This is a genomic window from Clavibacter capsici (assembly GCF_001280205.1).
Classification (GTDB): Bacteria; Actinomycetota; Actinomycetes; order Actinomycetales; family Microbacteriaceae; genus Clavibacter; species Clavibacter capsici.
Map to the genome: position 1 here is coordinate 621,612 of NZ_CP012573.1, position 20,813 is coordinate 642,424.

21 protein-coding genes and 1 pseudogene are annotated in these 20,813 nt (G+C 74.8%); 11 read left to right on the forward strand and 11 right to left on the reverse strand.

Annotation, left to right across the window (positions count from 1 at the left end):
• Positions 1-81: 81 nt before the first annotated feature.
• Both purS and AES38_RS03125 read right to left on the reverse strand, forming a co-directional pair.
• Positions 82-321, reverse strand: a pseudogene (gene purS / locus AES38_RS16455) (phosphoribosylformylglycinamidine synthase subunit PurS); the annotation flags it as partial.
• A gap of 84 nt (positions 322-405) precedes the next feature.
• A complete protein-coding gene (locus tag AES38_RS03125) occupies positions 406-1,089 on the reverse strand; it encodes a DUF2848 domain-containing protein (RefSeq protein ID WP_043674126.1) in 684 nt (227 codons plus the stop codon).
• Positions 1,090-1,253: 164 nt separating this feature from the next.
• Between AES38_RS03125 and AES38_RS03130 the strand changes: the two genes are divergently transcribed.
• Complete coding sequence (locus AES38_RS03130; RefSeq protein ID WP_053773744.1) at positions 1,254-2,651, forward strand: MFS transporter; 1,398 nt, start codon at positions 1,254-1,256, stop codon at positions 2,649-2,651.
• 72 nt (positions 2,652-2,723) lie between these two features.
• Here the strand turns inward: AES38_RS03130 and AES38_RS03135 are convergent, their stop codons facing one another.
• Positions 2,724-3,398, reverse strand: a complete 675-nt coding sequence (locus AES38_RS03135) for a GntR family transcriptional regulator (RefSeq protein ID WP_053773745.1) — start codon at positions 3,396-3,398, stop codon at positions 2,724-2,726.
• 28 nt (positions 3,399-3,426) lie between these two features.
• Between AES38_RS03135 and AES38_RS03140 the strand changes: the two genes are divergently transcribed.
• The gene (locus AES38_RS03140; RefSeq protein WP_053773746.1) at positions 3,427-4,266 is read left to right on the forward strand and encodes a carbon-nitrogen hydrolase family protein; all 840 of its coding nucleotides are present in this window, start codon (positions 3,427-3,429) and stop codon (positions 4,264-4,266) included.
• 73 nt (positions 4,267-4,339) lie between these two features.
• Here AES38_RS03140 and AES38_RS03145 read toward each other — a convergent pair whose 3' ends face one another.
• Positions 4,340-5,329, reverse strand: a complete 990-nt coding sequence (locus tag AES38_RS03145) for an aldo/keto reductase (protein WP_053773747.1) — start codon at positions 5,327-5,329, stop codon at positions 4,340-4,342.
• Between the two features lie 124 nt (positions 5,330-5,453).
• Between AES38_RS03145 and AES38_RS03150 the strand changes: the two genes are divergently transcribed.
• Together AES38_RS03150 and AES38_RS03155 are read left to right on the forward strand one after the other, a co-directional pair.
• Positions 5,454-5,939, forward strand: coding sequence for a Fur family transcriptional regulator (locus tag AES38_RS03150; RefSeq protein ID WP_053773748.1), 486 nt, complete (start codon positions 5,454-5,456; stop codon positions 5,937-5,939).
• Between the two features lie 78 nt (positions 5,940-6,017).
• The gene (locus AES38_RS03155; protein ID WP_053773749.1) at positions 6,018-7,547 is read left to right on the forward strand and encodes a catalase; all 1,530 of its coding nucleotides are present in this window, start codon (positions 6,018-6,020) and stop codon (positions 7,545-7,547) included.
• 87 nt (positions 7,548-7,634) lie between these two features.
• Here AES38_RS03155 and AES38_RS03160 read toward each other — a convergent pair whose 3' ends face one another.
• The gene (locus AES38_RS03160) at positions 7,635-8,138 is read right to left on the reverse strand and encodes a GNAT family N-acetyltransferase (protein ID WP_053775639.1); all 504 of its coding nucleotides are present in this window, start codon (positions 8,136-8,138) and stop codon (positions 7,635-7,637) included.
• A gap of 14 nt (positions 8,139-8,152) precedes the next feature.
• Positions 8,153-8,728: a GNAT family N-acetyltransferase gene (locus AES38_RS03165; protein ID WP_053773750.1), complete on the reverse strand. Its 576-nt coding sequence runs from the start codon at positions 8,726-8,728 to the stop codon at positions 8,153-8,155.
• An 87-nt stretch (positions 8,729-8,815) separates the two neighbouring features.
• On the opposite strand from AES38_RS03165, the gene AES38_RS03170 reads away from it, so the two are divergent.
• The 3 genes from AES38_RS03170 to AES38_RS03180 are packed head-to-tail and all read left to right on the forward strand — an operon-like array spanning position 8,816 to position 11,504.
• On the forward strand, positions 8,816-9,973 hold the full coding sequence (locus AES38_RS03170) for an AI-2E family transporter (RefSeq protein WP_053773751.1): 1,158 nt from the start codon (positions 8,816-8,818) through the stop codon (positions 9,971-9,973).
• The gene (locus AES38_RS03175) at positions 9,970-10,767 is read left to right on the forward strand and encodes a DUF1206 domain-containing protein (RefSeq protein ID WP_053773752.1); all 798 of its coding nucleotides are present in this window, start codon (positions 9,970-9,972) and stop codon (positions 10,765-10,767) included. The genes AES38_RS03170 and AES38_RS03175 overlap by 4 nt, the downstream gene beginning before the upstream one ends.
• The gene (locus tag AES38_RS03180; RefSeq protein ID WP_244629222.1) at positions 10,764-11,504 is read left to right on the forward strand and encodes a PhzF family phenazine biosynthesis protein; all 741 of its coding nucleotides are present in this window, start codon (positions 10,764-10,766) and stop codon (positions 11,502-11,504) included. The genes AES38_RS03175 and AES38_RS03180 overlap by 4 nt, the downstream gene beginning before the upstream one ends.
• A 27-nt stretch (positions 11,505-11,531) precedes the next feature.
• Here the strand turns inward: AES38_RS03180 and AES38_RS03185 are convergent, their stop codons facing one another.
• On the reverse strand, positions 11,532-12,845 hold the full coding sequence (locus tag AES38_RS03185; RefSeq protein ID WP_053773753.1) for a hemolysin family protein: 1,314 nt from the start codon (positions 12,843-12,845) through the stop codon (positions 11,532-11,534).
• A gap of 226 nt (positions 12,846-13,071) precedes the next feature.
• Here AES38_RS03185 and AES38_RS03190 point away from each other — a divergent pair, with 226 nt between their 5' ends.
• Complete coding sequence (locus AES38_RS03190; protein WP_053773754.1) at positions 13,072-13,497, forward strand: hypothetical protein; 426 nt, start codon at positions 13,072-13,074, stop codon at positions 13,495-13,497.
• 86 nt (positions 13,498-13,583) lie between these two features.
• Here AES38_RS03190 and AES38_RS03195 read toward each other — a convergent pair whose 3' ends face one another.
• Both AES38_RS03195 and AES38_RS03200 read right to left on the reverse strand, forming a co-directional pair.
• Positions 13,584-14,360 carry a glycosyltransferase family 2 protein gene (locus AES38_RS03195; protein ID WP_053773755.1) on the reverse strand — a complete coding sequence of 259 codons (777 nt, stop codon included), beginning with the start codon at positions 14,358-14,360 and terminating at the stop codon, positions 13,584-13,586.
• Positions 14,357-16,951: a PIG-L family deacetylase gene (locus AES38_RS03200; RefSeq protein WP_072174605.1), complete on the reverse strand. Its 2,595-nt coding sequence runs from the start codon at positions 16,949-16,951 to the stop codon at positions 14,357-14,359. Before AES38_RS03200 ends, AES38_RS03195 begins: the two co-directional genes overlap by 4 nt.
• Positions 16,952-17,209: 258 nt before the next feature.
• Between AES38_RS03200 and AES38_RS03205 the strand changes: the two genes are divergently transcribed.
• Positions 17,210-17,434: a hypothetical protein gene (locus AES38_RS03205; protein WP_053773757.1), complete on the forward strand. Its 225-nt coding sequence runs from the start codon at positions 17,210-17,212 to the stop codon at positions 17,432-17,434.
• A gap of 44 nt (positions 17,435-17,478) precedes the next feature.
• On the opposite strand, the gene AES38_RS03210 is transcribed toward AES38_RS03205, so the two are convergent.
• Together AES38_RS03210 and purD are read right to left on the reverse strand one after the other, a co-directional pair.
• Complete coding sequence (locus tag AES38_RS03210; RefSeq protein WP_053773758.1) at positions 17,479-18,399, reverse strand: phosphoribosylaminoimidazolesuccinocarboxamide synthase; 921 nt, start codon at positions 18,397-18,399, stop codon at positions 17,479-17,481.
• A complete protein-coding gene (purD, locus tag AES38_RS03215; protein WP_053773759.1) occupies positions 18,396-19,646 on the reverse strand; it encodes a phosphoribosylamine--glycine ligase in 1,251 nt (416 codons plus the stop codon). Before purD ends, AES38_RS03210 begins: the two co-directional genes overlap by 4 nt.
• Before the next feature lie 378 nt (positions 19,647-20,024).
• Here purD and AES38_RS03220 point away from each other — a divergent pair, with 378 nt between their 5' ends.
• Together AES38_RS03220 and AES38_RS03225 are read left to right on the forward strand one after the other, a co-directional pair.
• Positions 20,025-20,405: a sterol carrier family protein gene (locus AES38_RS03220; RefSeq protein ID WP_043674252.1), complete on the forward strand. Its 381-nt coding sequence runs from the start codon at positions 20,025-20,027 to the stop codon at positions 20,403-20,405.
• Positions 20,406-20,484: 79 nt separating this feature from the next.
• Entirely contained in the window at positions 20,485-20,793 is a 309-nt protein-coding gene (locus tag AES38_RS03225) for a hypothetical protein (RefSeq protein ID WP_053773760.1), read from the forward strand.
• The last annotated feature ends 20 nt before the right edge of the window (positions 20,794-20,813 follow it).

Genomic DNA, 20,813 nt, shown 5'->3' on the forward strand with positions numbered 1-20,813 from the left:
GTCGGCGACCGTGTGGTCGTCGGTGACGTTGCCGGTGGCCATGTCGGCCTCGGCGGAGATGCCGAACCCGTCGAGCCCGGCGACGTGGACGCTGATGACGTCCTCGATGACGGAGTTGGAGAGCATGTCGGCGGCGAGCGACTGGACGTCGGCGAGCAGCGCGTCGTCCACCTCGCCCTCGACGGTGAGCTCGAAGCGCTTCCCGATGCGGACGCCGGTGAAGCGGTCCTTGCCGAGGCGGGCGAGGGCGCCGGCCACGGCCTTCCCCTGGGGGTCGAGCAGCTCGGCCTTGGGCATCACTTCGACGACGATCGTGGGCACGATGGATCTCCGGCTTCCTGGAGGCGGGTGGATGCGCTCAGCGTACCGGACGGCGGACCGCCGCCGGCCGGGCTCCCGGGCGGATCAGCCGATCGCCTCGGGCAGCAGCTCCACGCGGTAGGCGGCGTCGATGGTCTCGCCGGTGGCGGGATCCTCGAGCTGCACGCGCCAGCGCGACGCGAACTGGTCGACGCCCGGGACCATGGCGACCGTGCCCGAGATGAGCACCGTGCCGGGCACGCGGAGGCCGCGCTGCTCGAGCACCTCCAGCCAGTGGTCGGGCGTGAGGAGCGCGCCGAGCGTGGAGTCCTGGATGAGCTCCTCCGCGCCCTCCTCGCCGACCCAGCCGCGCAGGCGGATCGCGTCGAGGCGGTCGCGCACGTCGGCGAGGCGCCAGGCCCTGCGTCCCAGCACGTCGGGTCCGGCGTTCTTGCTCCACGCGACGCCGTGCACCTCGAGCGCGCGGTCGGTGTGGTCGCACGCGACCGTGAGGAGCACGTCGTCCTCGGTGATCACGAGGGCCCACTCGGCCTCGCCCGAGGTGCGGCCGTGCTGCGCGGGCACCGCGTCGGCCTGCGACGCGAGGTAGGGCGCGACCGGGTAGAGCGCGGGCGTGACCTCGGGGCCGGGGACGCCGAGCTCCGCGAGCTCGGCGATGTGCGCCTGGACCTCGGCCTGGTCGCGGCCCGCGTAGCCGGCGTTGAGGAGCGACACGACCTCGACGCTCGTGGTGGATCCGTCGGGCAGCTGGAAGCGCAGGGTGGTCATCGGTCCTCCGGTGGTGTTTCGAGCGTGTGAAGAAATGCGGATCCGGACGCCTCGACCATGGTGCCGGGCCTCCGGTATGCCTACTGTATACAGCACACCGACCGGATGCCGGGCGGGATCCGATCGCCGGATCCGCCGCCCGGCTCCCTCACCCGAGGAGCCCCATGGCCGACGACCCCACCGCCTCCCCGGCGACGACCGCGCCCGCATCCGGAGCGCATGCGGCGCCCGCCGCGACGGCGAAGCCGACCCGCCGCGAGCTCGTCAAGGCGTTCACCGCGAGCCTCACCGGCACCTCGCTCGAGTGGTACGACTTCGCCGTCTACTCCGCGGCCAGCGCCGTCGTGTTCCCCGTCGTCTTCTTCCCGGCGTCGGACCCCTACACGGCGACGATCCTCGCGTTCTCCACCTACGCGGTCGGCTACGTGTCGCGCCCCGTCGGCGGGTTCGTCTTCGGCCGGCTCGGCGACAAGATCGGCCGGAAGCCCGTCCTCGTGCTCACGCTGCTGCTCATCGGCATCGCGACGTTCCTCATCGGCGTGCTGCCGGGCTACGCGACCATCGGGCTCGCGGCGCCGATCATCCTCGTGCTCCTCCGGTTCGCGCAGGGCGTGGGCGTCGGCGGCGAGTGGGGCGGCGCGGTGCTGCTCTCCAGCGAGTTCGGGGATCCGCGGAGGCGCGGGTTCTGGTCGTCCGCCGCGCAGGTCGGTCCGCCCGCGGGCAACCTGCTCGCCAACGGGGCGCTCGCGCTCCTGACCGTGCTGCTCACCGAGGACGACTTCCTCGACTGGGGCTGGCGCGTCGCCTTCCTCCTCTCGGCGCTGCTCGTGGCGTTCGGCCTCTGGATCCGCCTGAAGCTCGAGGACACCCCCGTGTTCCGCGCGCTGCAGGAGCGCGGCGACCGGCCGAGCGCGCCCATCTCGGAGATCTTCCGCACGCAGGGCCGCCCGCTCGTCGCGGCGATCCTGTCCCGCGTCGGACCCGACGTCCTCTACGCGCTCTTCACGGTCTTCACGCTCACCTACGGCGTGAACACGCTCGGCTTCGACCGCAGCCAGGTGCTCGTCGCGGTGCTCGTCGGATCCGCCGTGCAGCTGTTCACCATCCCGTTCGCGGGTGCCGTGAGCGACCGGATCAACCGCCGGGCGCTGTACGCGGCAGCGGCCGTGGGCGCGGCCGTCTGGGCGTACGTGTTCTTCGCGATCACCGACGGGTCGTCGACCTTCGTGCTCGGCGTGGGCATCGTGCTCGGCCTCTTCTTCCACTCCTTCATGTACGGGCCGCAGGCGGCGTACATCATCGAGCAGTTCTCGCCGCGGCTCCGCTACACGGGAGCGTCGCTGGCGTACACGATCGCCGGCGTGATCGGCGGGGCCATCGCGCCGCTGATGTTCACGATCATCTACGAGGAGACGGGCAGCTGGGTCGGCATCGCGCTGTACCTCACGGCCGCCGTCGTGCTGACGCTCGTGGGCCTCGCGATGGGCCGCGACTCGGACGTGTCCGAGGACGAGGAGTACGTGCGCACGGGCGCCGAGGGCGTGGCCGCGCCGCGCGTCTGACGCCCGCCCGCACCGGCCGACGCCCGGATCCCCTCGGGGTCCGGGCGTCGTCGCGTGCGGCGGCGGACCGCGTCAGGCGCGGAGCAGCACGTCGAGCGTGACGGCGAGGTGCCGGTCGATCGCGTCGCGGGCCGCCTCGGCGTCGCCCCTCTCGAGCGCGTCGACGATGCCGGCGTGCTCCTCGCAGACCCGGTCCTGCCGGTCGGTGGCGCGGTAGAGCGCCTCGACGCCGACGAGGATCTGCCGGGCGCGGAGCTTCGCGTAGGTGCGGCTCATGAGCTCGCTGCCCGCGGCGTCGACGAGCAGCTGGTGGAAGCGGCGGTCGTGCTCGATGAACTCCCGTCCGCTCTCGCGCGGCGGGCTGGCGACCATCGCGCGCTGCTGCTCGAGCACCTCGCGCATCGCATCCAGCGGCGTGCGGTCGTGCTCCACCGCGCTCGTGGCGGCGTGCCGCTCGAGCACGCCCCGCAGCTCCATCAGCTCGGCGATCTCGCGGCCGGTGATGACGGGGATCCGGGCGCCGCGCTTGGGGATCATCTCCACCAGGTCGTCGGCGGCGAGCAGCAGCAGGGCCTCGCGGACGGGCGTGCGCGAGACGCCGATGCGCTCCGCCAGCTCCTGCTCGTTGAGGAACGCGCCCTGCTGGTCGGGGTCGGTGAGGACGTGCGCGTGCAGGAACTCGTAGGCCCGCGCGCGGCCGGACTGCGCGCTCGTCGGTGCCCCTGGATCGCCCGCCCGTTCTCGCATACGCTATGTATACATCACGAGGAGGACCATGCAGATCGCGCTCGCACAGATCATCAGCTCGCCGGATCCCGCGGAGAACCTCGCACGGATCGCCGCGTTCGCCGAGGACGCCGCGCGGCAGGGCGCCGAGCTCGTGGTGTTCCCGGAGGCGGCGCAGCGCGCGTTCGGGAACCCGCTGCCGGAGGTCGCGGAGCCGCTCGACGGGCCGTGGGCCTCGGGCGTGCGGGCGGTCGCGGACCGGCTCGGCGTCACGATCGTCGCGGGGATGTTCACGCCCGGCGCCGACGGCCGCGTGCGCAACACCCTCCTCGTCGCCCGGCCCTCCGGCCAGGAGGCCGCGGGCGCCTCCTCGTACGACAAGATCCACCTCTTCGACGCGTTCGGGTTCCGCGAGTCCGACGCGGTCGACCCGGGCGACGAGGTCGCCGTGATCGAGGTCGGCGGCACCCGCGCCTCGCTCGCCACCTGCTACGACGTGCGCTTCCCCGCGCTCTTCCTCGCGGGTGCCGACCGCGGCGCCGCGGTCAGCATCGTCTGCGCGAGCTGGGGCGCCGGCCCCGGCAAGGCCGACCAGTGGGACCTCCTGCTCCGGGCCCGCGCGCTCGACTCCACGACCTTCGTGGTCGCGGTCGGCCAGGGCGACCCCGCGACGCTCGAGGCCGGATCCCGCGGCCACGACCCCGCGAGCGGCGCGCCCACGGGCATCGGCCGCAGCGCCGTCGTCTCCCCGCTCGGCGAGGTGCTGCACCGCCTCGGCGGCGAGGAGGAGCTGCTCGTCGTCGACATCGACCCCTCGGTCGTCGAGGCCGCGCGCGGCACGCTGCCCGTGCTGGCGAACCGGCGCCGGGGGCTCGAGCAGGCGATCTGATCCGCGCGTCGGCCTGACGACGCGGGACGGGCCCGGCCGCCGAGGCGACCGGGCCCGTGCGTGCGCGTCGGGATCAGCGCCCGACGGGCGACATGTCCTCGTAGCGGTCGCCGACCGGGGTGGGCAGCGACGAGAGGCGCGCGAGCTGGTCGGCGCTGAGCGTCACGGCGTCCGCGGCCACGTTCTCGTCGAGGCGCGTCACGCGCTTGGTGCCGGGGATCACGGCGATGTCGTCGCCCTGCGCGAGGATCCACGCGAGCGCGACCTGGGCGGGCGTCGCGTCGAGCTCGCCGGCGACGTCCTTCACCGCGTCGACGATGCGCATGTTCTGCGCGAACGCCTCGTCCGCGAAGCGCGGCGACGACGAGCGGTAGTCGGTCGCGGACAGGTCGGCGGCGCTCGAGATCGCGCCGGTGAGGAAGCCGCGGCCGAGCGGGGAGTACGCGACGAGCCCGATGCCGAGCTCGCGCAGCACCTCGAGCACGGGGCCCTCGGGGTCGCGGGTCCAGATGGAGTACTCGCTCTGCAGCACCGAGATGGGATGCACGGCGTGCGCGCGGCGGATGGTGTCGGGCCCGGCCTCGGAGAGCCCGAGGTGCAGGACCTTGCCCTCCTCGACGAGCTCCTTCATCGCGCCGACGCTCTCCTCGATCGGCACGGACGGGTCGACGCGGTGCTGGTAGAGCACGTCGATGCGGTCGGTCCCGAGGCGCTGCAGCGACGCCTCGACGGCGATGCGGATGCTGGTGGGCGAGCTGTCCATGCCGCGCTCGTAGTCCTCGGCGTCCTTGCCCGGCGCGTGCCTCAGCAGGCCGAACTTGGTGGCGATGACGACGTCGTCGCGGCGGTCCTTCAGCGCGGATCCCACGAGGCGCTCGTTCGTGAACGGCCCGTACGCCTCGGCGGTGTCGAAGAGCGTGACGCCCTGGTCGACCGCGCGATGGAGGGTGCGGATGGACTCCGCCTCGTCCTGGCCGGCGCCGTCGTAGAAGGCGCTCATGCCCATGCAGCCGAGGCCGATGCGGCCGACGTCGAGGCCCGTGCCGGTGTGGATGTGCTTCATGCGGTGCTCCGATCTCCTGCGGCCGGATGGGCCGCTCATCGAGCCTAGGCACGGTCCCGTCCGCGACGCGCCGGGTTCACGCATTGTTTTGAATCACTCAAGGGAGGTGTGCTTGACTGCCGCCATGCCCACCGCCCACGCGCACCACCATGCGCCGCCCCTCGACGCCGACGCCCTGCGCGCCGCGCTGCGGGAGGCGGGCCTGCGCGTGACCCGGCCGCGCGTGGCCGTCCTCGAGGCGGTCGACGCCCAGCCCCACTCGGACGCCGACCAGGTGCTCCGCGCGGTGAAGGGCGAGCTGCCCGGCACGAGCATCCAGGCGGTCTACGGCGTGCTCGGCGCGCTCGCGGCCGCGGGGCTCGTGCGCCGGATCGAACCCGCGGGATCATCCGCGCGGTACGAGCGGCGGACGGGCGACAATCATCATCACCTCGTCTGCACGTCGTGCAGGACGATCGTCGACGTGGACTGCGCCGTGGGGGAGTCCCCCTGCCTCGTGCCGTCCGAGTCGGCGGGGTTCCTCGTGGCGAGCGCCGAGGTGACGTACTGGGGCCTGTGCCCCGCCTGCCGGACCGCGACCGCGGATCCCGGTGCCACCGTCGCGACCTAGCAGTCGCCACCGGCCGACCCCACGTCCGGACGACCCGAGCCAGCACCTCCCCGTTCCACCGCTGACAGGAGAAACACCATGACCGACCAGAAGCACACGACCACCGACTCCGGAGCACCGGTCGCCAGCGACGAGCACTCGCTGTCCGTCGGGCCCGACGGCTCCATCCCGCTGCACGACCACTACCTCGTCGAGAAGCTCGCGCAGTTCAACCGCGAGCGCATCCCGGAGCGCGTCGTGCACGCCAAGGGCGGCGGCGCGTTCGGCACCTTCCGCGTCACCAACGACGTCAGCGCGTACACCCGCGCCTCCCTCTTCCAGCCCGGCGCCGAGGTCGAGATGCTCGCGCGCTTCAGCACCGTCGCCGGCGAGCAGGGCAGCCCCGACACGTGGCGCGACCCCCGCGGCTTCGCGCTGAAGTTCTACACGGACGAGGGCAACTACGACCTCGTCGGCAACAACACCCCCGTCTTCTTCATCCGCGACGGGATCAAGTTCCCCGACTTCATCCGCTCGCAGAAGCGCCTGCCGGGCTCGCACCTGCGCGACCACGACATGCAGTGGGACTTCTGGACGCTCTCGCCCGAGACCGCCCACCAGGTCACCTGGCTCATGGGCGACCGCGGCCTCCCGAGCTCGTGGCGCCACATGGACGGCTTCGGCTCGCACACCTACCAGTGGGTGAACGCGGCCGGCGAGCGCTTCTGGGTGAAGTACCACTTCAAGACGCAGCAGGGCATCGAGATCCTGAAGCAGGAGCAGGCCGACCAGATCGCCGGCGAGGACGCCGACTTCCACATCCGCGACCTCACCGAGGCCATCGACCGCGGCGACTACCCGGAGTGGAAGCTCGAGGTGCAGATCATGCCCTACGAGGAGGCGAAGTCGTACCGGTTCAACCCGTTCGACCTCACCAAGGTCTGGTCGCAGAAGGACTACCCGCGCATCGAGGTCGGCACCATGACCCTGAACCGCAACCCGGAGAACTACTTCGCGCAGATCGAGCAGGCCGCGTTCGCGCCCTCGAACTTCGTGCCCGGGATCCAGGCGAGCCCCGACAAGATGCTCCTCGCGCGCATCTTCAGCTACGCCGACGCGCACCGCTACCGCGTGGGCACCAACCACGCGCAGCTGCCGGTGAACGCGCCCAAGTCGCCCGTGCACAGCTACTCGAAGGACGGCCAGGGCCGCTACCACTTCGAGTCGGCCGGCACGCCCGTCTACGCGCCCAACTCGCACGGCGGCGCGCACGCCGACCCGGCCCGCGCCGCGGAGAGCGCCGGGTGGGAGCAGGACGGCGAGCTCGTCCGCTCGGCCGCCACGCTGCACGCCGAGGACGACGACTTCGTCCAGGCCCGCATGCTCGTCAACGAGTCGATGGACGACGCGCAGCGCGAGCGCCTCGTCGGCAACATCGTCGGCCACGTGAGCAAGGTCACCACGGCGGAGCTCCGCGCCCGCGTCATCCAGTACTGGACGAACGTAGACGGCTGGCTCGGCGCGGCCGTCGCCGCCGGCCTGCCGCCGCTCCCCGGATCCGCGCCCGTCGCCGAGGCCACGCCCGGCCCGACGCGCGACGCCGAGGAGGTCTCCGTCGCGGCCCACTGAGCCGCGGCGGTGATCCGCTGATCGCACGACACGACGCCCGTCCCCTCGGTGAGGGGGCGGGCGTCGTCGTGTGCGGGGCGAGCCCGCTCAGGCGAGCGGCAGCTCCATCTCCAGATCCCGCTGCGAGCGGTCGAGCGCGTACGGGACGCTCCGGCCCGTGAGGGCGAAGCCGCGGCGCTCGTAGTAGGCGCGGGCGCGCGGGTTGTCCTCGTGGACCTCGAGGCGGAGGGCCCGCGCGTTCGGGCGGTCGCGGGCCCAGGCGATCACGGCGTCGAGGAGGAGGTCGGTGACGCCGGCGGCGCGGCCTCGGACGTCCGGCGTGATGTAGACGCTCACGAGCATCACGCGCGTGGGGTCCGCGGCGACGTAGGCGTTCATCGCGCCGAGCCAGCGGCCGGTCGCGCGCTCGACGGCGACGTAGGCGGTGCTGCCCGGCTGCTCGGCGCGGGCGGTGCGCGCGCGCCAGTCAGACTCCGGCCGGGCGAGCGCCTGCTCGAGCGTCTCCAGGTACGCGAGCGGGGTGTCCTCGAGCATCTCGAGGCGGAGCGCGCGGTACTCGCGCCAGTCCTCGGCGCGGAGGCGGTGGATCACCGCGTCGGGCACGGTCACACCAGCTGCCCGTTGACGTGGAGGTCGCCCGCGGGGAACGCGTCGGCGGGGGAGGTGACCGGCAGCATCAGCCAGCCGTGGTCCTGGTGCACCACCTCGGCGGCGCCGCGGAGCGTGAAGCCGTTGTAGTGGCCCGTGCGGCCGGGGAGCGGGATCCAGCCGTGGCGCGTGTAGTAGCCGGCCGTCGCGTCGCCCGTCTCGAGCAGGCCGAACGGGACGGCGAGGCGCGCGAGCGCACCGCGGATCCCGTCGGCGAGGAGCGTGCCGAGGCCCTGCCCCTGGCGCTCCGGGTGCACGGCCACCATGCCGGTGGATCCCACGAGCAGGTCGTCGGCCGGGTCGCCCGCGCCGTCGCCCAGCTCCACGTGCATGCGCCGGATCCCCGCGTGCGCGACGAGCTCGTCGCCGTCGTGCACGAGGATCCGCAGCTCCGGCTGCGCGCCCGCCCAGCTGCGCGCGCCGGCGTACCCCTCGCGGAAGTCGGGGAAGGCGAGCGCGAGGAGCGCCGCGATGGACGTGTGCGCGGCGACGTCGAGCGCGCCCTCGCGGACGACGGTGAGGCGGGGTCCCATGGATCGAGGCTAGCGGCCGGCCCCGCCGGTGTCCGGGCCCGGCCCGCGGCCCGGTCACGCGGGCCGCCCGCCCGTAGGGTTGACCGCATGACCACCCCGCAGTCCGTCTGGCAGGACAAGCTCGGCCGCCTCTCCATCCGCTGCGTGCAGATCCTGGCGGTCCTCGTGGTCGCCATCGCGATCGTGTACGCCGCCATCTCGCTCAAGCTCGTCGTGATCCCCGTGATCATCGCGCTGATCCTCGCCTGCGCCGTGCGCCCGATGGTGCTCTGGATGGAGCGCCGCGGCCTCCCCGACGCGCTCGCCGCGGCCATCGCGCTGCTCACGGGCCTCGTGCTCTTCGGCGGCGCGATCACGGCCGTCGTCTTCGGCGTGCAGAGCCAGTGGCCGACGCTCGTGAAGGCCACCAGCGAGGGCATCGACCAGCTGCAGTCGTTCATCGAGGAGGGCGGCCTCCCCATCGACTCGGGGCAGATCGACTCGCTCCGCCAGTCGGCCGTGGACTTCCTCACCAGCAGCCAGTTCGGATCGGGCGCCATCGCGGGCGTCTCGGCCGCCGCCGAGGTCGTCACGGGCGCGGTGCTCGGGCTCGTCGTGTTCTTCTTCTTCGTCAAGGACGGGCCGCAGATCTGGGCCTTCCTCATCCGCCCGTTCCGCGGCCGCGGCCGCAAGCGCGCCGTGCGCGTGGGCCACGAGGGCTCGAAGGTGCTCGGCGGGTACATCCGCGGCACGGCGACGGTCGCGCTCGTCGACACCGTGTTCATCGGCGCCGGCCTCTTCATCCTGGGCGTGCCGCTCGCGCTGCCGCTGTCGCTCATCGTCTTCATCGGCGCGTTCGTGCCCATCGTGGGCGCGACCGTCGCGGGCATCCTCGCGGCGCTCGTCGCGCTCGTGACCAACGACCTCGGCACCGCGATCTGGGTCATCGCCATCGTGATCCTCGTGAACCAGCTCGAGGGCAACCTGCTGCAGCCGGTCGTGCTCGGCAACGCGCTCAAGCTGCACGGCCTCGTCGTGCTGCTGGCCCTGACCGCCGGCACGATCCTCGGCGGCATCATCGGCGCGATCCTCTCGGTGCCGCTCACGGCCGTCGCGTGGACCGCGTGGAAGATCGTGATGGAGCCGGACGAGGAGGAGCCCGAGCCGCCGGCACCCGCGCCCCTCGAACCCGTGAAGAAGGCGGCGCGCGGCCTCACCGCGAAGCTCACGGGCCGTCCCGCCACCACCACGCGCGCCGCCCGGTGAGCGCCACCGGCGCCGCGTCGAGCCTCCAGCGGAAGCCCGGCTTCGCGGTCGCCGCGCGCCTCGGGCACGCGGTCAACGGCCTGCTGCACCTCCTCATCGGCGTGATCGCGTTCCGCCTCGCCACGGGCGGCGGCGGCGAGGCCGATCAGTCCGGCGCGCTCGGCTCCATCGCGGGGTCGCCCGGCGGCCGCGTGCTGCTCTGGATCATCGTGGTCGGCCTCCTGGGCCTCGGCCTCTGGCAGCTCGTCGAGACCGTGCTCGCGCGCGGCGAGGACGCGAAGCGCACCTGGGCGGCGCGCGCGAAGGAGCTCGGCAACGCCGTCGCCTACCTCGCGATCGCCGCCACCGCGCTGCGGTTCGCGACGGGCGGATCCAGCGACTCGTCCGAGCAGACGCAGTCACTCAGCGCCCGCCTGCTCGCGGCGCCGGGCGGCGTGGCCCTGCTCGTGGTCCTCGGCCTCGCCGTCGTCGCGGTCGGCGTCTACTTCGGGTTCAAGGGCGCGACGAAGCGCTTCCAGGAGGACATCTCCGTGCCGTCGGGCTCGCTCGGTCGCGGGATCACCGCGCTCGGCGTCGCGGGCTACATCGCCAAGGGCGTCGCGCTCGTCGCGGTCGGCGTGCTGTTCGTCGTCGGCGCCGTGACGGCCGACCCGAGCCGCGCCACCGGCCTCGACGGCGCGCTCCAGGCGCTCGCGGCGCTCCCTGCGGGCGTCGCCGTGCTCGCGATCACCGGCCTCGGCCTCATCGCCTACGGCCTGTACTGCGGCGCCCGCGCGCGCTACGCGAAGCTGTGACGCGGATCCCGCCGGTCGTGCTCGACGGCGTGCGGCCGGACGAGGTCCACGTGGTGCGCGTCTTCGCGGACGCGGACGGTCGGCACGGCAACGAGCTGGGGATCGTGCTCGCCTCGCCGCGCACGGACGGCCGGGAGCTGGCGGTCGCGCAGGCCCTCGGCTTCAGCGAGACCGTGTTCGTGGACGCGGTGGACGCGCCGGGCGCGGATCCGCTCGGGGCCTCGATCCGCATCCTCACGCCCGCCCGCGAGCTGCCCTTCGCGGGGCACCCGACCGTCGGCACGGCCTGGTGGCTGGCGTCGCGCGGGCTGCCGGTCGACCACCTGCGGGTGCCCGCCGGACTCGTGGCCGTGACCCGCGACGCGGACGTCGTGCGCGTGACCGCCGACCCGGCGTGGGCGCCCGTCTTCGCCTGGCGCGAGCTGCCCTCCGCCGCGGAGCTGGCCACGCTCGACCTCGTGGCGGCCGTCGCCGATGCGGGCGCCGACCACCTCTACGCGTGGGCGTGGATCGACGAGGCGGCCGGCTGGATCCGCTCGCGCATGTCCGCTCCCGCGCTCGGCATCCCCGAGGACGAGGCGACCGGGGCCGCCGCCCTGCGGGTCACCGCGCACCTCGGCCGCGACCTGCGCATCACGCAGGGCCGCGGCAGCGAGCTGGTCACGCGCCTGCTCCCCGACGGTCGGGCCGAGGTCGGCGGGCGGACCGTGCCGGACCGCGTGATCCCGCTGCCCTGACCCGCGACGCGGAAGCCGGTCGGCCCGCTAGGACGTCGGCGTCTCCGCGTCCTCCGTCGCCGGCTCCTCGCGCGGGATGACGAGGATCTCCGAGATCCGCCGCCGGTCGAGCGCCGTCACCTGGAGGGTCACGCCGTCGACCTCGACCGAGTCGCCGACCTGCGCGAGCCGCCCGAGCTCCTCGATCACGAAGCCCGCGACCGTGTCGGACGCGGAGTCGGGGAGCTTGACGCCCGTCGCCTCCTCGAAGTCCTGGAAGTTGAGGCGGCCGTCGATCGTGCCGCCCTCGGCACCCAGCTCGCGTTCGGCGGAGTCGGTGTCGTACTCGTCGAAGATCTCGCCGACGACCTCCTCCACGAGGTCCTCGAGCGTGACGATGCCGTCCGTGCCGCCGTACTCGTCCACGATCACGGCGATCTGGTGGCCCTCGGCGCGCATCATCGTGAGCGTCGGCAGCACGCGCGCGGTCGCCGGGAGGTACGGGATCGGGCGCAGGATCTCGGAGACGGGGCGCTCCGGATCCGCCGCGATCGCCTGGTACAGGTCGCGCACGTGCACGAAGCCGATGACGTCGTCGATGGTCTTGTCGACCACCGGGTAGCGCGAGTACGGCCGGTCCTGCACGTCGATCCCCGCGTCGCGGACCGTGCCGGTGCCGTCGAGCGCGGCGATCTCCGGTCGCGGCTTCATCACCTCGCTGAGCTGGCGGTGGCGGAGGGAGAGCACGTCGTCGAGGATCCGGCGCTCGTCGTCCGGCAGGCCCTCGTGGCTGGAGACGATGTCGCGGAGCTCCTCCTCGCTCATCTCCTCGCCCGTCTTGTGCGGATCGCCGCCGAGGAGGCGGACCACGAGGTTCGTCGAGACGGAGAGCAGCCAGATCACGGGCCGCATGAGGATCGCGAAGCCGTTGAGCACCGGCGCGACGCCGTACGCGAAGCCCGCGTTGCGCTGGATCGCGAGGCGCTTGGGCGCGAGCTCGCCGAGCACGAGCGAGAGGTAGGCGATCACGAGCGTGAGCGCCAGGGTGGCGATGGTCGAGGCGAGGCCCGGTTCCAGGCCCCACGAGACGAACAGCGGGACCACGGACGGCGCGATCGACGAGGCGCCGTACGCGGCCGACGCGAAGCCGGCGACCGTGACGCCGATCTGCACCGCCGCGAGGAAGGTGTTGGGGTTCCGCGCGAGGGCGGCGACCTTCTCACCGCGGCGGCCGCGCGCGGCGAGGGCGTTCAGCTGGCCCTCGCGGAGGGTGACGAGCGCCATCTCGGTGGCGGCGAACACCCCGCCGATGAGGACGAAGACGACGACCAGGACGATGTTGAGGAGGAGGTCGCCGTTCACGAGCGGGTGCCGGTCGGGCGGGCGCCGGTGGGGCGGAGGGCGCGGATAGCGCGGATCCCGCGGAGGGGAGCGATGGCGCGGAGGGTGCGGGGCGTGCCCGGGGTCGTCCGGGCGCCGGGACTGTGGCTGTCGGGAGCGGGCTCCCGCGCGGTTCTGTGCATGCACCGAGGGTAGTGGAGCGGGTGGGGAAATAGCCGTGCCGCAGCGCGTGCCCTAGCGTCGGGGCATGGATCAGCAGTGGATCGGCTCCTGGGGCTGGCTCGCCCTCGCGCTCGTCAACGCCGGGCTCGCCGAGCAGAAGAACCGGTCGAGGTGGACCTGGTTCCTCGTCTCCCTCCTCCTCGGCCCCATCGCGACCTTCTTCATCGTCACGTGGGAGCGCGCCCCCGAGCGTCCCGTCGCCCGGCCGGGGGAGGGCCCGACGAACGGGCTCCTCGCGGTGGGCATCGGGCTGGGGGTCGCTGCCGTCGTCAGCGCGGTGGCGGCGGTCGCGGTCGGCGACCCCGGCCTGTGGCTCCTCGCCGGGGCGCTCGCGGTGGTGGCGGCGGTCTCCGTCGTCCTGCACGTGCTCGCGCACCGGCGGTGGGCGGCGCTGCGGGCGGATCGCGGGCGCGCGCCCGGGGCGCGCTCCATGGAGGTCGACCGGGGCTAGTGCGCCGGGCGCGACCGCCGGGACGCATCGGTGCGGGGAGCGCGCTGTCGTCCGTCCGTCCGGCGGTCGACGCCCGACCGGTCGCGTCAGCCCGCCGGGATGCACGGGCTGCCGGAGCCCGCGGCCCGCGCCCGCTCCAGCAGCGACACGTGCAGGTACCCCGCGTAGCCGCCGGGCGTGCGGCCCTCGCGGCGGCTCGAGGTGAGCACTTCGCCCGCCGCGGACGCCGCGACGCTCGCGCCGCGGGCACGCAGCCGCGCGACCAGGTCCACGTCCTCGTGCTCCGCCACCGCCGGGAAGCCGCCGGCCGCGAGGTAGGCGTCGCCGCGGATCCCGAGGTTCGCGCCGTGCACGTGGCCGTTCGCCTGACCGGGCACGCGCGTGGCGCGCCAGGCCGCGACCTGCTCCGGGCTGAGGTCCGCGAGCTCGGGCCGCACGGTGCCGACGACCACGTCCGCTCCCGCGTCGGCGAGCTCCAGCTGGCTCGTGATCCACGCGGGCGGCACCTCGGAGTCCGCGTCCGTGCACGCGATCCACAGCTCGTCGGCCGACCCGGCCGCGGCGGCCAGGGCGGCGTCGACCCCGCGTGCGCGTGCGGCGCCGACGCGGCCGTCCGCGGTCTCGATGACCTCCACGCCCGCGGCCCGCGCGATGCCGGCCGTGCCGTCGCGGCAGTCGTCGGCCACGAGGATCACGCGCACGTGGATCCCGTCGGCCCGGGCGCGCTCGGCGGCGGCCTCCACGGATGCGAGGCAGCGGCCCACGAGCTCCTCCTCGTCGCGCGCGGGGATGACGACGGCGACCGCGCGGATCCGCCGCGCCGGCTCCTCGACGCCGGCGGCCGCGGCCGACGCGCTCGTCACCGCAGCCCCGTCCGGACGGCGACCGAGCGCGGATCCGCCGACAGCACCTCGAGCAGGAAGTCGTCCTCCTCGTGGCGCAGGATGCGCGTCAGCCCCGGCACCGCGGCCAGCCGCGCGTGCACCTCGTCGCCCGACCGGCGGAAGTCGCCCTCCGGGTGCCGCCAGTGGCAGGCGACGAGCGTGCCCGCGGCGCCGAGCGCGTCGGGCAGGGCGGCGAGCACGCGGTCGAGCGCGTCGTCGTCGAGGTAGTAGCCGACCTCGCTCATCACGACGAGGTCGAACGCGCCCGCGGGCCAGTCGGCGCCGACGTCGCGCACCTCGACGCGCACGTGCGGCGCGTCCGCGAGGCGCGCCCGGGCACGCTCGACGGCGGTCGGCGCGACGTCCACCGCCAGCAGGTCGTCGACGCGCTCGGCGAGCCCCGCCGTCGTCACGCCGATGGAGCAGCCGATCTCCAGCGCCCGTCCGTAGCGCTCGTCGGGCAGGGCCGCGAGCGTGGCGAGCCGCTTGCGCCGCTCGTACCAGCGGGTCGTGACGCGCCACGGGTCCTCGTCCTTCGCGTACGCGGCGTCGAAGCGCTCGGCGGCGGTGGCGGTGGCGTCGGCGGTGGCGGGCGGGGCGGGCTCCTCCGCGAGGATCAGGACCTCCCGGTCGGCGTCCGCGTGCCGGAGGAAGCCGGGCTGGAGCACGGCGCGGTCGGCGGGGTCGTCGGAGAGCGGCTGCACCTGGCTCGCGTGCGCGCGGATCGCGGCGCGCTTCGCCTCCCGGGCGGCCGGGCCGAGGGGCAGCGCGCGCATCGCGGCCCACGGCACGCGCGGGTCGTCGGGCGTCGCCCAGTGCCACATCCACACGGGGTACTCGACCAGCCGGATCCCCGGGCCGGCCGCGTCCGCCACCAGCTCGGCGACGACCTCTCCCGTGACGCGGTGGTCGCGGTGCCCGTCGCCGCGCCAGGGCGCCGCGACCCACGTGCCCGGAGCGGATCCCGCGAGCACGACGGCGAGGTCGTCCCGCACGGCGTCGCGGCGCTCGCGGACCCCGCCGTCGGGGTGGCCGAGGAGCACGAGCCGCGCGTCGGGCGCGACGGCGTCGAGGGCGGCGCGGGCCTCGTCGCGGCGGAGCGCCACGAGGTCGGCGGGCGTGCGGGTGGGGGATCCGGGGTGCGAGGCGGCCCCGTCCGTCACGATCACGAGGGTCACGGGCACGCCGCGCGCGGCCGCCGTCGCCATCAGACCGGCGGCGCCGATCGACTCGTCGTCGGCGTGCGCGGAGACCACGACGAGCGCGGACATCCCGTCGATGTCGGGCGCGGGCATCCGGTCCCAGCGCGGATCCGCGGGCCACGCGTCCGCGTCGTTCCCCGGCTCGCGCGCGTCGAAGGCCACGCGCGCGGGGGCGGCGGGATCCGCGACCGGGGCGGGCGCGGCGGCCTCCGCGGCCGCCGCCGCCCGCCGCCGCGCCTCCTCCGCGAGCGCCCCGCCGAGCGAGGCGTCGTCCCGCTCCGCGTGGTGCTGCCGCACGTACAGCTCGAGGTCGGCGACGCGCTTGGCGTGATCCGCGTCCTGCGCGAGCGGCGCCGGCCCGAGGGCGTGCGCCACGTGCGCGAGCGTCTCCTCCACGGCCCGCGCGACGACGGCGCGCACGCGCTTCGCGAGCAGCCGCCCGGCCTCGCCCTCGGCGTGGCCGTCGTCGACGAGCGCCGCGGCCTCGGCGAGCGACGCCCGGGCCCCGTCGAGCACCGCGTCCACGGCGCCCAGGTGCATGAGGAGGAGGCGGTCGGCCCCTTCGCGGGAGGCCGCGCGCAGCAGCGTGCGCGCCAGCCCGACGGCGCCGCCGTACCAGCAGGCCGCGACCCCGATCCCGCCCCAGTGGAAGCCCGGCCGATCCAGGTACCAGCCCGGCTCCCCGACGCGTCGCGCCGGCACGTCGCGCAGGCGCAGCGGGCCGCTCGGCACCTCCGTCAGCCCGCGGGCGACCCAGGCACCGGGCACGACCTCGACCCCGGGCTGCCGCAGGTCCACCGCGAAGAGCCCGCGCGAGCCGTCGTCGACGGCGGCGGTGATGAGCGCGTGCGTCAGCGACCCGGCGAGCGAGCACCACGGCTTGGTGCCCGTGAGCAGCACCCCGTCGGGTCCGTCGACGGCCGTGAGCGGATCCCCGCCCCCCTCCGCCGCGAACACGCCCCACGTCATCGCCGCGCCGCCCGCGTCGGCACCGGCCGCTGCGTCGGCGCTCCCGGTCGCTCCCGCGGCGGCGCGCTCCTGGTCGAGGATGGCGAGCGCGTCGAGGTGCGGCTCCACCGTGCGCGCGAGCCCGAGGTCGGCGGCGGCGAGCGTCGCGAGGGCCTCCCACAGGTCGGTCGTGCCGCCGCCGCCGGGTCGCGCCCCGCCGGCGCCGAGCTCCACCGCGAGGGCGAGCGCCCGCTCCGTCGACCAGCCCGCCCCCATGGGCGTCGCCGGGAGCGCCTCCCGGACGCGCAGGACCGCGGGCCCGCCGGCGTCCTCGCCCGGCGGGACCGCACCGGATGCGAGACGGACGCGCGCCGGGACGGTCGCGTCGGAGGGGGAGCCGGGCAGGGGAGCGGATGTCACGTGGAGGGGCGCCAGTTCGTCGAGGGGTCTACCGGGCGGGGCCCGGTCCTCCTCCGAACCTACAAGCGTCCGCGGCCGACTGCCCCGGCGCGGTCGGAGGCGCCTCCGCGGAGCCGGCCGGTGGATCCCGCCGCGCGGTGCGGCGGCGCATCATGGCACCCTTGTCTCCTCGGATCACCCGGTCACGCGGGTGTGGGACCCTGACGGCAGGACCGGGGCGCGATCCGCACCGACCACGGACGACCGAGGGGACCGAACATGGACGACCGCACCGACCAGCACGCCGACGAGCCGACGACGGGGGGACCCGAGCGGTCCGACCAGCCCGCCCCGGAGGCGGTCGAGGAGTTCGAGCGGCTCGCCGTCCTCCGCATGGGCGGCCAGGACATCGAGGGCGCCATCGACGCGCTCCCCGACGAGGACGCCCGCGACGTCGCCGAGGTCGCCATCGACCGCGTCGTGCGCGGCTACGACCACCTCTGACGGGCAGCGGCCGCGGGTGCCGGGCGCACGCCCGTCGGGCGCGCCTACCGCCCGGTGAGCCGCGCGATCAGCTCGCGGTACCGCTCGGCCGTCCGCTCCACGATCTCGGGCGGCAGCACCGGCGGCGTGCCCGTGCGATCCCAGTTCGCCGCCAGCCAGTCCCGCACGATCTGCTTGTCGAAGCTGTCCGTGCGGTTGCCGGTCGCGTACGCCTCGGCGTCCCAGTACCTGGACGAGTCGCTCGTGAGCACCTCGTCGGCCAGCGTCGTGACGCCCGTGCGCGGGTCGATGCCGAACTCGAACTTGGTGTCCGCGAGGATCACGCCGCGCTCCTCGGCGATGGCCGACGCGCGCCGGTAGACGTCGAGCGACAGGTCGCGCAGCCGCGCCGCCTCCTCGTGCCCCACGAGCTCCTCGGTGCGCGCGAACGTGATGTTCTCGTCGTGCTCGCCCTGCGGCGCCTTCCAGGCGGGGGTGTAGATCGGCTCGGGCAGGCGGTCGCCCTGCTGCAGCCCCGCGGGGAGCGGGATGCCGCACACGGTGCCGTGCTCGCGGTACTCCTCCCAGCCGGATCCGGCCAGGTACCCGCGCACCACGCACTCGATCGGGAGCATCTCCAGCACCCGGCAGAGCATGGCGCGCCCCTGGACCTCGTCGGGGATGCCGATGCGGTCGAGGGTGGCGCCGTCGACCAGGTGGTTCGGCACATCCAGCCGGTCGAACCACCAGAGGCTCAGCTGCGTGAGGAGCTCGCCCTTGCCGGGGATGCCCGGCTCGAGCGCGAAGTCGTACGCGCTCACCCGATCGGTCGCGACGACCAGCACGTGCGGCTCGCCCTCGAGCGCGCGATCCTCGGTGTCGTCGACCGCGGGGCTGAACAGCTCGCGGACCTTGCCCGAGTAGGCGTGGTCCCAGCCGGGGAGGTCCCACTCCGAGGCGTGGCCGGCGGGGACGGCGGCGCTCATCGGATCACCTGCGCGGCGATGTCGGTGCGGTGCTGCGACCCGTCGAGGCCGATCAGCCCCACCGCCTCGTAGACCCGGGATCTCGCCTCCTCGAAGCCGCGCCCCGTGGCGACGACGCTGAGCACGCGGCCGCCCGTGGCGACGAGGCCGGCGTCGGACTCCGCGGTCGCGGCGTGCGCGACGCTGACGCCCGCGACGCGCTCGGCCTCCTCGAGGCCCGAGATGACGCGCCCGGTCCGCGGCGACTCCGGGTAGCCCTCGCTCGCGACGACGACCGTGACGGCCACGTCGTCCGAGAACTCCGGTCGCGGCATGCCGCCGAGCTCGCCGGACGCGGCGGCCAGCAGCAGCTGCGACAGCGGCGTGACGAGGCGGGGCAGCACGACCTGCGTCTCCGGATCCCCGAAGCGCGCGTTGAACTCGATGACCCGGATGCCGTCCGCGGTGAGGATGAGCCCGCAGTACAGCAGCCCGATGAACGGCGTCTGCTCCTCGGCGAGCTTCCGCACGGTGGGCAGCGCGATGGTGTCGATGACCTCGTCGACGAAGCCCGCGGGCAGCCACGGCAGCGGCGAGTACGCGCCCATGCCCCCGGTGTTCGGCCCCGCGTCCCCGTCGCCGAGGCGCTTGTAGTCCTGCGCGGGCGAGAGGGGGAGCACGTCGTGCCCGTCGGAGAGGAGGAACAGCGACACCTCCTGCCCGGCGAGGAACTCCTCGACGAGCACGGTGCCCTGGCCCAGGTAGTGGCGCGCGTGCTCCAGGGCGCGCGAGCGGTCGGCCGTGACCAGCACGCCCTTGCCCGCGGCGAGGCCGTCGGCCTTGATGACGTAGGGGGCGCCGTACTCGTCGAGGGCGGCCTCGACCTCGTCGACCGTGCCGGCCTGGGCGGCACGGCCGGTGGGCACGCCCGCCTCCTCCATGATGCGCTTGGCGAACGTCTTGGATCCCTCGAGCGCCGCGGCGGCGCGGCCCGGCCCGAACACGGGGATCCCGCGGGTGCGGAGCGCGTCGGCGACCCCGGCGACGAGCGGCGCCTCCGGTCCCACGACGACCAGCTCGAAGCCCTCCGCGAGCGCGTGCTCGGCGACGACGACCGGGTCGTCGATGTCCATCGCGACGACGGGCACCGCGCGCGCCAGCCCCGCGTTGCCGGGGGCGGCGACGATGTCGTGCCCGGCGTCCTCCCGGAGCAGGGCCGTGACGATGGCGTGCTCGCGCGCACCGGAACCGAGTACCAGGATCTTCACGCCCCCACCCTATCGACGCGGACCCCGTCGCCCCGGGCACCGGGAACGGTCCCGGGGGAACGCCGCATCCGGCCTCGGGGGAGGAGGCGAGGAGGGCGGGAGGCCGACCCTCCGCGGGAACGGGGTGGGTCGGCTCCCTGCCTCGCCCGGCGTTCTTCGGGTCCGCCGGGGGGCGCGTCGTCCCGACCTCCCGGCGCCCGGGGAGGCGACGGGAGGGAGGACGTCCTGTCGTGCTCGGCGGGTCGTGTCACCGTCCGGCACTTCCATACACGGTAATGGATGTCCCCCTAAATGCGGACCGTGCGCGACGCCCCATTAGGAGGGGTGCGCGACCCCTGCCGGGAGCCCGAGCGCCGCGCGCTCTGGCATCCTGGGACGATGGCCAAGGCGCGCATCCACCCGACCGTCGGACAGCCCGCCGTGCGGGCCGCGCTCGCCCAGGGCGCCGACGCCGACCGCGAGACCCGGGCCACGGCCGTGCGCTTCCTCCTGCAGTCGCTGGCGGATCTCGCGCCCGGCGGCACCGTCGAGGTCCGCGTCCCGCCGTTCGGCGCCGTCCAGTGCATCGAGGGCCCGGGCCACACGCGCGGCACGCCGCCGAACGTCATCGAGACGGACCCGGCCACCTGGATAGCGCTCGCCACGGGCGGCACCACGTGGGACGCGGGAGTCGAGGCGGGTGCCGTGCGCGCGTCCGGGCTCCGCGCGGACCTCCGCGGCCTGCTGCCCGTGCCGTGGCAGCTCCCCGCGGACCGCTGAGCGTCCGGCCGGCGGTCGTCCACGGGCCGTCGGCGCTCGCGGTTCGCCGGCTGTCCGCGGCTCGGGGGATGATGGACGCATGACCGACGCCCGATCCCAGCCCGACGACGAGCGCCGCACCGAGGTCCTCGTGCGGCGGTCGCCCCGCTACTTCCGCTTCATGGGGGTCGGTGCCGTGCTCGGGATCATCGTGGCGATGGTCCTCACGGTCACGTTCCCGCCGAACCCGGAGTTCTCCGAGGCGCAGGTGCTGGCGTTCCTCGCGCTGTTCGCGGTCGTGCTCTTCGGCGGCCTGGCCGCGCTCCTGGCGCTGGCGCTCGACCGCGCGGCGTCGCGCCGCTCGCGGGTCCTCACGGCCGAGCGCGAGCGCGGCGAGCCCGGCGCCTGATCCGGCTCCCGCGCCCGCCG

What these genes read in the sequence shown, in the direction of transcription:
- AES38_RS03125 (WP_043674126.1), bottom strand. Translation starts at nt 1,089, where the DNA reads ATGACCACCCTGCGCTTCCAGCTGCCCGACGGATCCACCACGAGCGTC.
- AES38_RS03130 (WP_053773744.1), top strand. Translation starts at nt 1,254, where the DNA reads ATGGCCGACGACCCCACCGCCTCCCCGGCGACGACCGCGCCCGCATCC.
- AES38_RS03135 (WP_053773745.1), bottom strand. Translation starts at nt 3,398, where the DNA reads ATGCGAGAACGGGCGGGCGATCCAGGGGCACCGACGAGCGCGCAGTCC.
- AES38_RS03140 (WP_053773746.1), top strand. Translation starts at nt 3,427, where the DNA reads ATGCAGATCGCGCTCGCACAGATCATCAGCTCGCCGGATCCCGCGGAG.
- AES38_RS03145 (WP_053773747.1), bottom strand. Translation starts at nt 5,329, where the DNA reads ATGAAGCACATCCACACCGGCACGGGCCTCGACGTCGGCCGCATCGGC.
- AES38_RS03150 (WP_053773748.1), top strand. Translation starts at nt 5,454, where the DNA reads ATGCCCACCGCCCACGCGCACCACCATGCGCCGCCCCTCGACGCCGAC.
- AES38_RS03155 (WP_053773749.1), top strand. Translation starts at nt 6,018, where the DNA reads ATGACCGACCAGAAGCACACGACCACCGACTCCGGAGCACCGGTCGCC.
- AES38_RS03165 (WP_053773750.1), bottom strand. Translation starts at nt 8,728, where the DNA reads ATGGGACCCCGCCTCACCGTCGTCCGCGAGGGCGCGCTCGACGTCGCC.
- AES38_RS03170 (WP_053773751.1), top strand. Translation starts at nt 8,816, where the DNA reads ATGACCACCCCGCAGTCCGTCTGGCAGGACAAGCTCGGCCGCCTCTCC.
- AES38_RS03190 (WP_053773754.1), top strand. Translation starts at nt 13,072, where the DNA reads ATGGATCAGCAGTGGATCGGCTCCTGGGGCTGGCTCGCCCTCGCGCTC.
- AES38_RS03205 (WP_053773757.1), top strand. Translation starts at nt 17,210, where the DNA reads ATGGACGACCGCACCGACCAGCACGCCGACGAGCCGACGACGGGGGGA.
- AES38_RS03210 (WP_053773758.1), bottom strand. Translation starts at nt 18,399, where the DNA reads ATGAGCGCCGCCGTCCCCGCCGGCCACGCCTCGGAGTGGGACCTCCCC.
- AES38_RS03220 (WP_043674252.1), top strand. Translation starts at nt 20,025, where the DNA reads ATGGCCAAGGCGCGCATCCACCCGACCGTCGGACAGCCCGCCGTGCGG.
- AES38_RS03225 (WP_053773760.1), top strand. Translation starts at nt 20,485, where the DNA reads ATGACCGACGCCCGATCCCAGCCCGACGACGAGCGCCGCACCGAGGTC.